Raw genomic sequence first — 15,299 nt, 5'->3', positions numbered from 1 at the left:
ACTCAGCGCAACCATTAAATTCATCAGGTTAGTTGCTAAAATTAGTGCCAGGATTACATATCAACTCTTTTGCCTGCGTGGATGACATATGCTTTATGTTTCGTGGGACCCTATTCTGGTCGGCATCTCTTTTTTGGTGGCATTCATTGCCTCATTTGTCGCACTCGATAGTGCAGGTAAAGTGCTGAACTCAGAACCCCGTAGCGCCCTGTTCTGGCGGATTTCTGGTGGAGCCACATTGGGTATGGGCATCTGGTCAATGCATTTTGTCGGTATGCTGGCGATGAAAATGCCGATAATGATGCATTATGATTTTGAATTAACCATCCTCTCATTTGTTATTGCTTTACTGGCCTCGACGCTGTCGCTCAATATCGCCGTCAGCAGCCATACCTTGCCGATAAAGCGCCTGATTTTCGCCACCCTTGTCCTCGGCAGCGGCGTGGTGTCGATGCATTATATCGGCATGGCAGCGATGATGAGCTTCGTCAGCATTTACTGGAATATCCCGTTGGTGGCGCTGTCGATCGTGATTGCCATCGCCAGCGCCTGGGTCGCGCTGTGGCTGGCGTTCAGCCTGCGGCAAAATACGCACGGCGTCTTTATTAATCGCGTTTTTGCCTCGCTGGTGATGGGCATTGCCATTTGCGCCATGCACTATACCGGCATGAACGCCGCGACCTTCAGTAATGATGGGCTCGGCATTATCGTGCGTAGCGATGCCATACATATCATGAGCCGCGGCGTCGGCGAGCAAGGACTGTCACTGTGGGTCGCCACTACAACGCTGGTGATTTTTGGCATCATGCTTTTTATCTCGATGATCGATTCACAATTGCGGACAGCACGCCTGACCGACAGTCTGCGTCAGCTAAACCTGCAACTGGAGAAACAGGCGCATTATGATCCCCTCACCGGGCTGGCAAACCGTATTCAGCTCGATATTTTGCTGGATTCCTGCCTGAATCGCGCAGCGGAAGAGCAGACGACCTTCGCGCTGATTTATATGGATCTGGATCGCTTCAAGCTGGTGAATGATGCCTGGGGACACCATATTGGCGATCGGTTGCTGGTCGTGGTGGCAGAACGGCTTTCCGCCTGTATTAATGACAAAATGTCGCTGGCCAGGCTCGGTGGTGACGAATTTACGCTGCTGGTGCCGCAGACCAGCGAGGAAGAAGTTGACGCCCTGATTCGCCGCCTGATCGCGACCATTCAGCACCCATTTTATGAATTAAGCCATGTCATCAATGTATCGCTTAGCGCCGGGGTGAGTTTTTATCCGGAGCACGGTGAAAACGCCCATGAGCTGAAGCTGAAAGCCGATACCGCCATGTACAGCGTGAAGCAGGAAGGTCGCAATGGCTGGGCGATTTATCACGCCGGAATGGCGCAGAAAACCGCCGATGCGCCACAGTTCTTGCAGGATTTGTCGCAGGCGCTGACGCGTAATCAGTTTGAACTCTGGTATCAGCCGCAATATACCGCGCCCGAACAAACCCTTGCCGGATTTGAAGCCCTGCTGCGCTGGCGTCACCCGCAGCAGGGGGTTTTGCTGCCGGCAACGTTTCTGCCGATGCTGGAAAAAACCGGACTGATTCTCTCTGTTGGTCAGTGGGTGATCGAATCTGCCTGTCGCCAGTTACATTACTGGAATACCCAGGGTTTTCCCCACCTGACATTGGCGATTAACCTCTCGCCCAGCCAGTTTGAACAGCATGATATTTATGAACAGGTCACTGATGCCTTGACCCGTTACCGTGTCGACCCGACGCGCCTGACACTGGAAATCACCGAGAACACCGCGCTGAAAAACCTTGAGCGTAGCGTTCATCTGCTGACCCAGTTTGCGCAGTTGGGGATCACGGTGGCGATTGATGATTTTGGTACCGGTTATTCCAATATGTTGATGCTGAAAAAATTGCCTGCCACTGAACTCAAAATTGATAAAAGTTTTGTGAAAGATATTCGCGAAAATAGCCGCAACGTGAAAATTGTCTCGACGATAATCGACATTGCCCACTCGATGAATATGCGTGTGGTCGCCGAAGGAATCGAAACGGCAGAACAACATGCATTGCTCACCAATATGGGCTGTGCTTTTTTACAAGGTTTCCTGTTTGCCCGTCCACAACCCGTCGAGAAGATTTCAGCGTTGCTTAAACATAAACCTTTCGCGTTGTCACTGGAATGTTCAGAGCCGTCACAAAAAAAACCTGCATAAGGCTCTACATTTCATGTGTGTTGCAATAAAGTTAGTAAATTGCCGCAACATCTGGCCAGCGGCGACATTGCAACCTGCGCAATAAGTGGAGTAGCCATGCTTAAATATCACCTGGATGCGCTGAATGTCCTCTCCACGCCGGTTTGGGTGGTCGCCCCTGACACGGAAACGTTGTTATTTTCTAACACACAGGCGCAGAAGCTGGCGGCGGGTCGTTCATTGCGTGAAATGCGCAGTGGCCTCTTTTCTGCCATTGCGCAGACCAGCCTCTCAATGTATTTACCCTGCCTGCAAAATCACGAAGATGTGGTCGAAATCTGGAGTATTTGCCCTTCCGGTGAAGAGTGTACGATCAGTTGCCGCGCCGTGCTGCGCGAACTTGAAACTGTCGGTGAAGTGCTCATTTTCGAAGGCATTTCCGGTGGCGCTGCAGCCGCCGCGCTCAAGGCCAACCACTCCTCCTCTTACCGGCCGAGTAAGCAAGGGTTCTACGCCCGTTTTTTCTATACCACGTCAGCCCCAATGCTGCTTATCGATCCCGTCAGCGATGGCCTGATCGTGGATGCCAATCTCGCTGCTCTGCGCTTTTATGGTTACGATCATGAAGAAATGTGCCAGAAGCACACATGGGAAATTAACACCATGGGGCGCAGCGTCTTGCCGGTGATGTCAGAAATCGCCAGGCTGCCTGGTGGACATAAGCCGCTCAATTTTATTCATCAGTTGGCCGATGGCTCAACGCGACATGTGCAAACCTACGCCGGGCCAATTGAGATATACGGCGAACGCCTGATGTTATGCATTATTCATGATATTACCGAACAGAAGCGGCTTGAGCAGGAGCTGGAATACGCTGCACACCGCGATGCCCTCACCGGGCTTTTGAACCGCCGTCAGTTTTATCACCTGACAGAGCATGTTCTGCCGACCGTGCTCGATTTTTGCGTCATGCTGGTCGATGCAGATCATTTCAAACATATTAACGATCAATTCGGTCATCAGTGCGGGGACGAAGTGCTGATCGAACTTGCACGCACGCTGGAAGCCAACAGCCGTAGTGGTGATTATGTCTTTCGCTGGGGTGGCGAAGAATTTTTACTGTTGTTGCCGCATACCCGCATAGATACCGCGCTGGACGTGGCGGAAGCCATCCGCCTGGCGGTAGTGAATATCGCCACGCCCGGTCTGCCTGACTTTACCGTCAGTATCGGCGTCGCGCGTCATTTGCAAAATGAAAGCCTCGATGCCCTGTTCCGTCGCGTCGATGAAGCGCTTTATCGCGCAAAAAATAACGGTCGTAACCAGGTGCTTGCCGCCTGAATGAAGGCAAAAAAAAGCGCCCGCTTTCGGGCGCTATGGCGTTATCACGGCATTAATGAATGCCCAACCGCCAGGCAAAATCGATCTCTTCTTTTAATTCTGTATGCGAAAGGGTCAGCAGATCCGCAAACTCCAGCCGGAGTCGTTTGAGTTTTTTGAGGTACTCGGCCGGTGTCATCGCACTGCGATCGCGACGCAGATATTCGATAGCCAGTTGGGTTGGGTCTAATTCAGTCTCCATAACGTCCTCTGAGGTAGTAAACACCCTTCTATTATACCACCGAATGCTGTCTGTTTTTTGACCATAATCGTAAAAGAGCTGGGTTTATCCGCGGAAAATGCCGCTCCGAACGACCTTACAAAAAAAGGGGTTGCGCCACTAAATGATAAAGATTATCTTTCTCAATACTGAATAGTTGAGTTAAACACTCAGGTATTCAGTACGACATTGCTCACATTGCTTCCAGTATTTTTCGCCCGCTCAATGTAGCGGGCTTTTTTTGGCCAGCACCCGAGAACGGTCATTCACATTCCCGCAACGCTCCTTATTTCCTCCATTGTCCCTTCACATTCCTTAAGTAAAATTCTTAACACTCCTGCTAAGACAGGAATCATTCCGTAATCAATGAGTTTCCCCTTACTTCCCGTGACGTAAGGGGATTTTTTTTATTAATGCTTAATAATGTATAGCGTGCGGCTGTATGCCACATCTTCCGGGTTGTTAATCGGGTATCCCTTCAGCCACGGCTTAATTAAGCGCCCATTGGTGTACTGATAAATCGGCGCAATCGGCGCTTTTTCGGCAATAAGATGCTCCGCCGCGTTGTAGTCCACGTTACGCGCTTTGGCGCTGGTTTCCTGCGCCGCCTGTGCAATCACTTTGTCATAGCTTTCATCATTGAAACGCGAAATATTGCTGCTGCTTCCCGACGTCAGTATCGACAGGAACGTGGACGGTTCGTTGTAATCCCCCACCCATGACGCGCGGATCACATCAAAATTGCCGCTGTTACGGCTGTCGATATAGGTTTTCCACTCCTGGTTTTGCAGCGTCACATCCGCGCCCAGACTCTGTCGCCACATTGAGGCCACTGCGATAGCAATCTTCTGGTGACTTTCAGAACTGTTATACAGCAACCGGAGTTTAAGCGGCCGCTGCGGGCCGTAACCTGCCGCCTGCAATAACGTTTTCGCCTGCGCGTTCAGCTCTGCCTGACTCATCGATTCAAATTGTGAACGTTCCGGGGTGAAACCTGCCGTCACGTCCGGCGTTAAACGCCATGCGGGTTTCTCGCCAGTGCCAAGCACTTTTTGCGCGATCACCCGACGGTCGATCGTCATACTCAGCGCCAGACGCACGCGGGGATCGGACGTTGGACCTTTTTGCGTATTAAATGCGTAGTAATAAGTGCCCAGTTGCGGCGGCGTGTAAACCTGCCCCGGGATATCTTTCAACAATTTCTGATAGAGGTTTTTCGGGAAAGATTCGGTAATGTCGACGCCATTCGCCAGGTAACGCTTGGTGGCAGCGGACTCCTGATTGATGGGCATAAACGTCACCTTATCGATCACGGTTTTGCCGTCATCCCAGTAGTGCTTGTTGCGGCTGAGCACCAGCTTTTCGTTCACCACACGATCGCTCAGCACAAACGCGCCGTTACCGATCAGATGACCCGGACGCGTCCAGTCTGCGCCGCTTTCAACATTCGCTTTTTGTACCGGGTAGAGCGCGAAACTGGCCGCAAGACTCGGGAACCACGGTACGGGACGGGAAAGTTGCACGCGCAACGTGCGCGCATCCACCGCGCTGACGCCGAGCTTATCCGGCGTCGCTTTACCCTCGGTAATATCCTGCGCATTGGCCAGACCCGCCAGCGCCGCAAAGCTGGCAAAAGGCGAGGTCGTTTTCGGATCCACCAGACGCTGCCAGCTATAAACGAAATCCTCTGCGGTTACCGGCGAACCATCAGACCAGCGGGCATTGTCACGCAGGGTAAAAATCCAGATGCGATTATCATTGCTCTGCCATTTGCTGGCGACGCCGGGAATAATGTTGCCCTTCTCGTCCTGATTCACCAGCCCTTCGAACAGGTCGCGCAGCACCTGAATCTCCGGCAGACCCACGGCTTTCGCAGGATCCAGCGAGGCGGGTTCATCTTTCAGATGACGCACAACTTCCTGCGTTGCCGCCAGTTGCGTACCTGGAGGAACATCAGCAGCAAACGATACAGAAGAAAAACCGCACAGCCAGAGCGCGCAGCACAGCGTGGAAACTCGATGCGTCATGGGATCCCCTTTTGATGTGTCATTTCCCGGCAATAGAAGTGTAATTATTTGTTTTAACATACCGGAATGCAAACCTGGTCAGTCAAAAAATTGATGATGGACAGTAATTTAACCTCCATGGCAAGATTTGCGTCACACCGATTTTTGCTCAACACTTGCTGTAAGCAAACGCCAGAACAAAGGAAATTTATGCCTGTCACACGACCACGTCCGCAGCGGGGCCGTTTTGCCCCCGGAAGCGAAGAGTTTGGCCGCTCACAGCTTGGCGCGCCGCTGATCTGGTTCCCGGCACCAGTCGCCACGCGCGAAAGCGGTTTGATCATCGCCGGGACTCACGGTGACGAAAACTCCTCGGTCGTCACGCTTTCCTGCGCCCTGCGCACGCTGAAGTCCGATCTGCGCCATCATCATGTGGTCCTCGCGGTCAATCCGGACGGTTGCCAGCTTGGCCTGCGCGCGAACGCCAATGGCGTCGATCTCAACCGGAATTTCCCCGCCGCCAACTGGAAAGCAGGTGAAACGGTTTATCGCTGGAACAGCGCCGCGGATGAACGGGATGTGGTGTTGCTGACCGGTGACGCGCCCGGTTCTGAACCGGAAACGCAAGCGCTGTGCCAGTTGATTCATCGCATTCACCCGGCATGGGTGGTGACGTTCCATGATCCGCTGGCATGTGTGGAAGATCCGCAGGAAAGTGTGCTTGGCCAATGGTTGTCCAGCCAGCTCTCCCTGCCGCTGGTCACCAGTGTTGGTTACGAAACACCCGGCTCTTTTGGAAGCTGGTGCGCGGATATCGGTCTGCACTGCATCACCGTTGAGTTTCCGCCGATCTCCGCCGACGAAGCGAGCGAAAAATACCTCGCGGCAGTGACAGAATTACTGCACTGGGATCCTCAAAGATGAAGCGTGCCGGTAGTAAAGTGCAGCGCCGGTTCGACGTCCACCGCCAGCCACGTCGGGCCATCCAGATCGGCGAAGCGCACACGGTTTGCCAGCGGTAATGCCGCGCTGATGGCGCGCGACGTGCAGATCATGCAGCCCAGCATCAGCGCAAAACCCTGCTTTGCGGCCTCGTCGGCCAGCGCCAGCGCTTCCGTCAGACCGCCGGTTTTATCGAGCTTGATGTTGACCATCTCGTAACGCCCGTGCAAGGACGCCAGGCTTTCCCGCGTATGGCAACTCTCATCAGCGCAAATGGGCAACGGGTGGATAAAGTTGGCCAGCATCTCGTCGTTCCCGGCCGGAAGCGGTTGTTCCAGCATCGCCACACCTAAATCCGCCAGCAGCTGGCAACGCGCCGCAAAGCCTTCGGCATGCCACGACTCATTGGCATCGACAATCAGTGTCGCTTCGGGCGCTGCGGCGCGGATCGCCACCAGCCGCTCACTGATCAAGTGATCGTCAAGCTTCACTTTCAGTAACTGAGCGCCCTTCTCGCTGAGCGCCGCCGCGCTGGCCGCCATCTGCTCCGGCGTGCCGATCACCACGGTCTGCGCCGTGATGACATTTTGCGGCAATGTAACGCCTGCATAGTGTGTCAGGGTCTGGTTTGCTTTGCGCGCCGCCAGGTCCCAGAGTGCAGAATCCACGGCATTTCGCGCAGCGCCGGGCGGCAAGAGCGTTTGCAACTCCTCGCGGCTGAGCCGGGTTTCCAGTTGCGGCACAATGGTCAGTATCTGCGCCATGACTGACGCTTCGCTCTCACCGTAACGCGGATAAGGCGTACATTCACCGGAGGCTTTAATGCCATCTTCTTCCAGTTCAACCACCACCACGCGCGCTTCGCTGCGGGCGCCGCGCGAGATCACGAACGGAGTGTGCAGCGGCCAGGTTTCCTCATAAACTTTAACGTTGCGCATTCCTCTCTCCTCTGCCGCAATGTAAACCAGTATAGATATGAAAATTGGTTTGCCGTGGTCTCGGCGGATGGCATACACTAGCCCCGACGTTAACTATATGTAAACAGGAAGATATTATGTCACAACTCGTTCATTTTCAGGGCAACCCGGTTCCCGTTGCAGGCGCAATCCCGCAGGTTGGCGCACAAGCCAAACCGTTTACGCTTGTGGCTAAAGACCTGTCTGACGTCTCTCTCGCGCAGTTCGCGGGCAAACGCAAAGTACTGAACATTTTCCCGAGTATTGATACCGGTGTTTGCGCAGCTTCTGTCCGCAAATTCAACCAGTTAGCCACTGAAATTAGCAACACAGTGGTACTGTGCATTTCTGCCGATCTGCCGTTTGCGCAATCCCGCTTCTGCGGCGCGGAAGGCCTGAGCAATGTGATTACACTGTCAACGCTGCGCAGCGCTGATTTCCTGGAAAACTACGGCGTGAGCATTTCTGAAGGCGCACTGAAAGGCCTGGCGGCACGCGCTGTCGTGGTACTTGATGAAAACGATAAGGTTATTTTCAGCCAGTTGGTCAATGAAATTACTACTGAGCCGGATTACACTGCGGCACTTGACGTGCTGAAAGCCTGATATTTCAGCCCGGCAGCGAACGCTGCCGGGTTTTCTTTACTCTTCGCTTTTCTTCTGGCTTAAACCATATTCCCGCAACTTATTGGCAATCGCCGTGTGCGATACGCCAAGCCTGCGCGCCAGTTTACGCGTACTGGGATAGTTGCGATAAAGCTGGGTCAGCACCGAACGTTCAAACCGGCTGGTGATCTCATCCAGTGAACCTTCCATTGCATCTTCACCCACTGCAACAGTAGCTGCGTCGTAATCCGGCAACAAAATATCCTGCGCGCGCAGTTCATAACCTTCCAGTTGCGTTAACGCCCGGTAAATGGCGTTTTTCAGCTGACGGACGTTGCCCGGCCAGCTATAGCGGTTCAGCAACGGCGGCAGATCCTGCGATAATTTTGGCCGTGGTACGCCCTGCTCATCGGCGAAACGGGCAACAAACAGTTCCGTCAGCGGCATGATGTCCTGCGGACGTTCGCGCAGCGGCGGCAAATTCAGCGTCAGGACATTCAGACGATAATAGAGATCCTCGCGAAACAGCCCCTTCTGTACCAGCTCCACCAGGTTACGTTGCGTGGCGCAAATCACTCTGACATCAACATGCACTTCATGATCTTCGCCAACGCGGCGGAAAGTCCCGTCGTTGAGGAAACGCAGCAGTTTGACCTGCATACGCGGCGACATTTCGCCAATTTCATCCAGCAGCACCGAGCCGCCGTTAGCCTGTTCAAAAAACCCTTTTTTCCCTTCCGGCGCATGACCGAAAAGTTCGCTCTCGACCGATTCTTCCGGGATCGAGGCGCAGTTCAGCGCCAGATACGGCTTCGCCGCTCGCGGGCTGGCGAGGTGGCAGGCATGCGCTAGCAGATCTTTTCCTGTACCGGTATCGCCGGTAATCAACAGCGGTGCGGTCAGCGTCGCCAGTTTGCGCGCTTGCTCGACCACATGCTTCATCTTCTGGCTGGCAGCGACAATCTGGCTGAAGGCGCTGATATCCTGCGGGCTGATATTCTGTAACTGCCGTCCCATGCGCACGGTGGAACGCAGCATAACAACGGCGCCTGTCAGCATCGGTTCGCCGGTTTCCCCTTCCAGGTGCACCGGGGTAATTTCCATCAGGAAGTTTTGTCCGCCGATCACCACATGTTCGCTATGGGAGTTATGCGGGTTCCCCTCCAGCCAGCGCTGGAAGTTAAAACCGGGGATCAGTTGTGCGGCATTGTGGTTGCGTAATTTGTCGATATCCTGCGTGAAAAGCTGGCAACTGGCCGGGTTTGCCAGCTCAATTTTACTTTTCATGTCCAGCGACAGTACCGGCTCAGGCAGCGCTTCCAGCAGCGCACTCAGGGCGCGGTGCTCGCGCTCAGACGGCATCCACGATACGGTGCGAACGTCGGTAACGCCGGGAATGCGGCGAATTTCAGCCATCAGGCTACTGAATGTATCGAACTGAAGCGCGGCGAAATTGAGGTAAATACGCCCGACTGGATCAATTTCGATGCCGCGCAAATCAATGCCGCGCAGCACCAGTAAATCGAGCAATTCACGTGTCAGACCAAGACGATCCTCGCAAAAAACTTCAAGACGCATGGGAATAACCACCCTTTTTTCATTCACGTAATAAAAGGATGATAAGCCACTTCCCGGCTGGCAGGAAGATGTCTGTCAACAAATATTGACAGCCTGCCGGAAAAAGCGGCATAGCGCTGTAAAGATAAGCGCGCAGTGCCGTTGTTACTCCGCCGGCCGCTTTTGCAGGCTCTCTTTAAGCTGACCAATCAGCTGGCGACGGAAATCGCCGAGTCGGGGTTTATCATCATCCAGCCACGGCAAAGGGCGGCACAATTCCATGGCCTTAATTCCCAGACGCGCCGTCAGCAACCCGGCGCCAATTCCCTGTGCGGCGCGAGCAGAAAGCCGCGCAGCGAGATCCTGCGATACCCAGTCCATTCCCACTTCGCGCACCAGTTCACTGGCACCAGCAAAGGCAATATTCAGCAAGACCAGGCGGAATAATCGCAAGCGGCTGTAATAGCCCAGTTCAATACCATAAAGCGTGGCGATACGATTGATCAGCCGCAGGTTGCGCCAGGCGATAAACGCCATATCCACCAGCGCCAGCGGACTGACTGCGATCATTAATGTGGATTCGGCCGCCGAACGGCTGATTTCACGCCGCGCCTGCGCATCCAGCACCGGTTGCACCAGGTGAGCGTAGAGGCTGACAATTTCACGATCGCTTTGCGTTTCGTGAATGGCTGCATACCAGCGCTGCATTGCCGGGTGTGCATGATCGATGCCTGCCTGCTGCGCCAGCTTTTCGCAAAACGCGCGGCCTTTGCCAGTACCATGGCTGTGCAGCAAATCACGGGCTTCATCACGCTCCTGCGCTCGCTGCCGCAAACGCCAGAGCCGCCGCCATTCGCTGGCGACCGAACCGACGCCAGCGCCGATGATCAACGCGCCGGCCGCACAGCCACCGAGCGCGACCCAGTCCTGGGTCTGCCAGGCGTTCATCGTCCACTGCACACCCTGACCGATAACGCTCACGCCAAACAGCGCCAGCCCGGCGCTAACCATTTTGCGCCACAGACTGCGCTTCGGACGCAGCGCGGATTCCACTACGGCTTCCGCCTGCCCGTCGGTTGGTAAATCGTCAGTGACGAGCGGCGAGAATTTCTCCGCCTGCTGTGCGTCAAAAGTTTGCGCGCCTTTAAACTGCGCGTCGGTTTCCGCTTCCAGCGGCCCGGCGAAATCGATTCTTGGCTTTAGCGGCTCGCTCATCGCAATTTATCTCCAATTAAAAACTCCAGCGCGGCGTCGAGGCGGATATGCGGCAACGGCGTATCCACATCCATCGCCTGTGGGCGAAAAGCTTCAAAGCTGAAACCCTGTTTATCCCAGAACGCCTGCCCCGGCAGACGCGCAGGCACTTCACCCGGATAAAAGGTCAATGGCGTACCGTCACTCAGACGATGCCCGCGCAAGGCCGGGATTTTCTCGCCATTCACCTCAAGGATGCCGCTCTGCGTCGCCTGTACCGAGGCCAGCCCCATGCAATCCATGCTAATACCTTCAAAGGCCGCATTCTGCCAGGCATCCTGGATGAGTTGTTGCAGCAACGACACCATATTGGCGTGCTGATCGAGCGTCACATGATCGGCTTTGGTGGCGGCAAACAGCAATTTATCGATCACCGGCGAAAACAGACGGCGAAACAGCGTGCGCTGACCATAATGGAAACTTTGCATCAGTTGGGTCAGCGCCAGCCGCATATCATTGAACGCCTGCGGACCGTTGTTCAGCGGTTGCAGACAATCCACCAGCACAATCTGGCGATCGAACTTCAAAAAGTGATGTTTGTAGAAGCCCTTCACCACATGTTCGCAGTAATAGTTGTAGCGCTCGCGCAGCATCCCGGCATTGGTGTGTTTATCGGCCTGTGCCAGTTTCGTCTCGCCGCCGCTATCGACATCCGGCCACGGGAAAAATTGCAGCGCGGGCGCACCCGCCATATCACCCGGCAGCACAAAGCGCCCAGGCTGAATAAAGTGCAGGCCTTCACGTTTGCACTGATGCAGGTAGTCTGTCCACGCGGCAGCAATTTCCGCCAGACGGTTCTCATCGGCTGGCGCAAGCGGATCGAGATCGGCGCACAACACGCGCCATTTTTGCGACCACGCCTGGCGTTGCCCTTGCAAAAGCCCGGTCATCTGCCGCGACCAGCTCAGGTAGTCCTGCGCCAGCATTGGTAAATCCAGCAGCCACTCGCCGGGATAATCGACAATCTCCAGATAGAGCGTGGAGGTCTCTTTGAAATGGCGCAGCAGCGAATCATTCGAGCGGAAACGCAGCGCCAGACGAATTTCACTGACGCCGCGCGTAGGCGTCGGCCAGGCGGGCGGCGTTCCATAAAGCTGGGCCAGCCCTTCATCGTAGGTGAAACGGGGAATGCCAAAATCGCGCTGGGGAACGCGTTTCACACCCAGTAACCGCTCTTCGCGCACGGCGCTCAGCAACGGCAATCGCGCGCCAGCATGCAGGGTAAGAAGTTGATTGACCAGCGCCGTGATAAACGCGGTTTTTCCACTGCGGCTCAGGCCGGTGACCGCGAGGCGTAAATGCCTGTCCATGCCGCGGTTCACCAGCGCATTCAGTTCGTTCTTAAATCGGTCCATCGCCATGCTGCATTGCCCTTAGGGTGAAGCCGTAAATCACTTATTTTACATGCCTCTCGGCCATAAAGCGGCGAGAAAATTTATCTGCTGCACGCTTCAGTAACGGTTCCAGTGCAAATGCCAGCAGTACTCTGGCTGGACGGCGGGCCACGGATTTAACCGCCCAACCGGCGACGCCCGCCGGGCCATAACGCAGCGCGGTGAGCAAAACCAGCTTACCGGCGAATTTTAACCCCGGTTTGACATGCTGCCGTGCCTGTTGCCAGTGACGATTCATGATTTACCTCTTAAAGCTGACGGAAACGGCTGCGCAGCGAGAAGCTGTCGGAAGTGACATAGCGTTCCATCTGGCGCAGGCGATGTTCCCCTTCAGCCAACTGCGCATCGACGATATCGAGCAATTCGCTGCTGGAGGGAACGCTTTCCCCTTCCGCGTAATTATCCGGCAGCGGATCGAGGACAAAAAACAGCACGATATAGGCGGCGACGACAAAGAAAAACAGGCCGAAAAACATTGCCAGGATCGCCAGAATACGCACCACTTTGACTTTGATATCCAGATACTGCGCAATACCGGCGCAGACGCCGCCCAGTTTGCCGCGCTGCGGGATACGCCATAATTTCTTATTCAGATCTAACGTTGCCATCAGCGATCCCTCCAGTTCGGATGCTCAGCATCAAGAATATCTTCCAGCGCCTGAATACGTTCGCGCATCCGAGCAGCATCGGCGGAAAGTTGCTGGAGCCGCTGCTGCTCGTTCTGATTCAGATCGCCGCGCTGGCGATTGTTGTAATGCAGCCATAACCAGACGGGCAGAACAAACAGGATGAATAGCGTCAGGGGTATAGCCAGAAAAAGCGTGCTCATGTGTACTCCTTACAGCAAGTGAGGCGGCATCTTCTGATACCGCCTTATTATTATTGGTTGTCCTGTTTCATTTTGGCTTTCAGTTGCGCCAGTTGCTCGCTGATTTCGTCATCCGCACGCAGTTCGGCAAATTGCTGATCCAGCGATTTTTGTTTACCAAAGCCGTGGCTTTCGGCTTCCGCTTCCATCTGATCGATACGACGTTCGAAAGATTCAAAACGCGCCATCGCCTCATCCAGTTTGCCGCTATCCAGTTGACGGCGCACATCGCGCGAGGAACTGGCCGCCTGGTGGCGCAGGGTCAACGCCTGCTGACGAGCACGGGTTTCGCTGAGTTTATTTTCCAGCTCGCCAATCTCTTTTTTCATCCGCGCCAGACTTTCATCCACCAGCGTGACTTCCTGGCCCAGAGTATCAATCAGCGCGGTGACTTTCTGTTTTTCGATCAGCGCCGCACGCGCCAGATCGTCTTTATCTTTACGCAGCGCCAGTTCAGCTTTCTCCTGCCACTCTTCTTGCTGGGCCGTGGCCTGCTCAATACGGCGCGTCAGCTGTTTTTTTTCCGCCAGCGCACGCGCTGAAGTTGAACGCACCTCAACCAGCGTATCTTCCATCTCCTGAATCATCAGGCGCACCAGTTTCTGCGGATCTTCCGCCTTTTCCAGCAGCGAGTTAATGTTGGCGTTCACGATGTCGGCAAAACGAGAAAAAATACCCATAATCTGTTCCTCTTCCTGTTTCTGTTATCGGGCGTGGCCCTGCTACATGACTACATAGCTCTGCTATTACAATCTTCGTGCCAGGTTTTTATTTAATTGATTTTTAAGAAATTGAATAATTTTACCGCAGCGACGTTTTCATTTAGAGTGGTTAATAAGACCAACTAATGGCGAATTTCATCATGTCAGAATATAAGGATAACCTGCTCGGTGAGGCCAATAGCTTTATCGAGGTGCTGGAACAGGTTTCGCGCCTTGCGCCGATCGATAAACCGGTACTGATCATCGGCGAGCGCGGCACCGGTAAAGAGTTGATTGCAAACCGTCTGCATTTCCTCTCCTCGCGCTGGCAAGGGCCATTTATCTCGCTTAACTGCGCGGCGCTGAATGAAAATCTGCTGGATTCCGAATTGTTCGGCCACGAAGCCGGCGCCTTTACCGGCGCGCAGAAGCGCCATCCAGGCCGCTTTGAGCGTGCCGACGGCGGAACACTGTTTCTCGACGAGCTGGCCACCGCGCCAATGCTGGTACAGGAAAAACTCCTGCGGGTCATTGAATATGGCGAACTCGAACGCGTGGGTGGCAGCCAGCCTTTGCAGGTGAATGTGCGGCTGGTCTGCGCGACCAATGCCGACCTGCCACAGATGGTGCTGGACGGCACCTTCCGCGCCGATCTGCTCGACAGGCTGGCCTTTGACGTGGTGTTGTTGCCACCGCTGCGCCAGCGCCAGAGCGATATCATGCTGATGGCCGATCACTTTGCCATTCAGATGTGCCGGGAACTTAAATTGCCGCTGTTCCCCGGCTTTACCGAACGTGCCCGCGATGTGCTGATGAATTACGCCTGGCCCGGAAATATTCGCGAGCTAAAAAACGTGGTGGAACGTTCAGTTTATCGCCATGGGCGCAGTGATGAGCCGCTTGATACCATCATTCTTGACCCGTTTAACCGTACATTGACTGCACCGAAGGCTGAAGAGAATACCTCAATTTCCCTGCCGCTGGATTTGCGTCAGTTTCAGCACCAGCAGGAAAAGCAACTGCTGCAGCAGAGTCTGCAACAGGCGAAATTTAACCAAAAACGCGCCGCGGAATTGCTGGGACTGACCTATCACCAGCTACGGGCACTGCTGAAAAAGCATCAAATAAGCTGAAATCGTCGACAATAACAGCAGTCGCTTGCAGACATTTGTACGAAGCCATAGCAAGTGCGATACACTTTGTTCATGAATTT

The 15,299-nt window shown here is 54.4% G+C and carries 15 protein-coding genes; 5 read left to right on the top strand and 10 right to left on the bottom strand.

The window, feature by feature from the left end:
• The first annotated feature begins 88 nt into the window (after positions 1 to 88).
• Together CWM66_RS12560 and CWM66_RS12555 are read left to right on the top strand one after the other, a co-directional pair.
• Positions 89 to 2,224, top strand: coding sequence for a bifunctional diguanylate cyclase/phosphodiesterase (locus tag CWM66_RS12560; protein ID WP_035885564.1), 2,136 nt, complete (start codon positions 89 to 91; stop codon positions 2,222 to 2,224).
• A gap of 96 nt (positions 2,225 to 2,320) precedes the next feature.
• The gene (locus CWM66_RS12555) at positions 2,321 to 3,544 is read left to right on the top strand and encodes a sensor domain-containing diguanylate cyclase (protein WP_035885562.1); all 1,224 of its coding nucleotides are present in this window, start codon (positions 2,321 to 2,323) and stop codon (positions 3,542 to 3,544) included.
• Between the two features lie 52 nt (positions 3,545 to 3,596).
• Here CWM66_RS12555 and CWM66_RS12550 read toward each other — a convergent pair whose 3' ends face one another.
• Together CWM66_RS12550 and CWM66_RS12545 are read right to left on the bottom strand one after the other, a co-directional pair.
• Positions 3,597 to 3,785: a YdiH family protein gene (locus CWM66_RS12550; RefSeq protein WP_007371969.1), complete on the bottom strand. Its 189-nt coding sequence runs from the start codon at positions 3,783 to 3,785 to the stop codon at positions 3,597 to 3,599.
• Positions 3,786 to 4,213: 428 nt separating this feature from the next.
• The gene (locus tag CWM66_RS12545; RefSeq protein WP_035885560.1) at positions 4,214 to 5,830 is read right to left on the bottom strand and encodes an ABC transporter substrate-binding protein; all 1,617 of its coding nucleotides are present in this window, start codon (positions 5,828 to 5,830) and stop codon (positions 4,214 to 4,216) included.
• A gap of 189 nt (positions 5,831 to 6,019) precedes the next feature.
• On the opposite strand from CWM66_RS12545, the gene mpaA reads away from it, so the two are divergent.
• Positions 6,020 to 6,733 (top strand): murein tripeptide amidase MpaA, encoded by a 714-nt coding sequence (gene mpaA / locus CWM66_RS12540; RefSeq protein WP_007371967.1) that lies wholly within the window; start codon positions 6,020 to 6,022, stop codon positions 6,731 to 6,733.
• On the opposite strand, the gene ycjG is transcribed toward mpaA, so the two are convergent.
• Positions 6,724 to 7,689, bottom strand: coding sequence for an L-Ala-D/L-Glu epimerase (gene ycjG, locus CWM66_RS12535; protein WP_107146713.1), 966 nt, complete (start codon positions 7,687 to 7,689; stop codon positions 6,724 to 6,726). The genes mpaA and ycjG overlap by 10 nt on opposite strands.
• Positions 7,690 to 7,805: 116 nt before the next feature.
• Between ycjG and tpx the strand changes: the two genes are divergently transcribed.
• Positions 7,806 to 8,312: a thiol peroxidase gene (gene tpx, locus CWM66_RS12530; protein WP_007371965.1), complete on the top strand. Its 507-nt coding sequence runs from the start codon at positions 7,806 to 7,808 to the stop codon at positions 8,310 to 8,312.
• 36 nt (positions 8,313 to 8,348) lie between these two features.
• Here the strand turns inward: tpx and tyrR are convergent, their stop codons facing one another.
• From tyrR to pspA, 7 genes are all read right to left on the bottom strand, one after another.
• Positions 8,349 to 9,890, bottom strand: coding sequence for a transcriptional regulator TyrR (gene tyrR / locus CWM66_RS12525; RefSeq protein ID WP_035885556.1), 1,542 nt, complete (start codon positions 9,888 to 9,890; stop codon positions 8,349 to 8,351).
• A 144-nt stretch (positions 9,891 to 10,034) separates the two neighbouring features.
• Complete coding sequence (locus CWM66_RS12520; RefSeq protein WP_072439802.1) at positions 10,035 to 11,084, bottom strand: YcjF family protein; 1,050 nt, start codon at positions 11,082 to 11,084, stop codon at positions 10,035 to 10,037.
• On the bottom strand, positions 11,081 to 12,478 hold the full coding sequence (locus CWM66_RS12515; protein ID WP_107146748.1) for a YcjX family protein: 1,398 nt from the start codon (positions 12,476 to 12,478) through the stop codon (positions 11,081 to 11,083). Before CWM66_RS12515 ends, CWM66_RS12520 begins: the two co-directional genes overlap by 4 nt.
• 40 nt (positions 12,479 to 12,518) lie before the next feature.
• Positions 12,519 to 12,755 (bottom strand): phage shock protein PspD, encoded by a 237-nt coding sequence (gene pspD / locus CWM66_RS12510; RefSeq protein WP_007371961.1) that lies wholly within the window; start codon positions 12,753 to 12,755, stop codon positions 12,519 to 12,521.
• Between the two features lie 10 nt (positions 12,756 to 12,765).
• Positions 12,766 to 13,125, bottom strand: coding sequence for an envelope stress response membrane protein PspC (pspC, locus tag CWM66_RS12505; protein WP_007371960.1), 360 nt, complete (start codon positions 13,123 to 13,125; stop codon positions 12,766 to 12,768).
• Positions 13,125 to 13,346: an envelope stress response membrane protein PspB gene (gene pspB, locus CWM66_RS12500; RefSeq protein WP_007371959.1), complete on the bottom strand. Its 222-nt coding sequence runs from the start codon at positions 13,344 to 13,346 to the stop codon at positions 13,125 to 13,127. Before pspB ends, pspC begins: the two co-directional genes overlap by 1 nt.
• Positions 13,347 to 13,396: 50 nt before the next feature.
• Positions 13,397 to 14,065, bottom strand: a complete 669-nt coding sequence (gene pspA, locus CWM66_RS12495; RefSeq protein WP_081120759.1) for a phage shock protein PspA — start codon at positions 14,063 to 14,065, stop codon at positions 13,397 to 13,399.
• A gap of 167 nt (positions 14,066 to 14,232) precedes the next feature.
• Here pspA and pspF point away from each other — a divergent pair, with 167 nt between their 5' ends.
• Complete coding sequence (gene pspF, locus CWM66_RS12490; RefSeq protein WP_161518499.1) at positions 14,233 to 15,219, top strand: phage shock protein operon transcriptional activator; 987 nt, start codon at positions 14,233 to 14,235, stop codon at positions 15,217 to 15,219.
• The last annotated feature ends 80 nt before the right edge of the window (positions 15,220 to 15,299 follow it).

It is taken from the genome of Kosakonia sp. H7A, from assembly GCF_003028445.1.
GTDB lineage: Bacteria > Pseudomonadota > Gammaproteobacteria > Enterobacterales > Enterobacteriaceae > Kosakonia > Kosakonia radicincitans.
The sequence above is the reverse complement of the archived record's forward strand: the minus strand, read 5'-3'. Positions and strand labels throughout refer to the sequence as shown.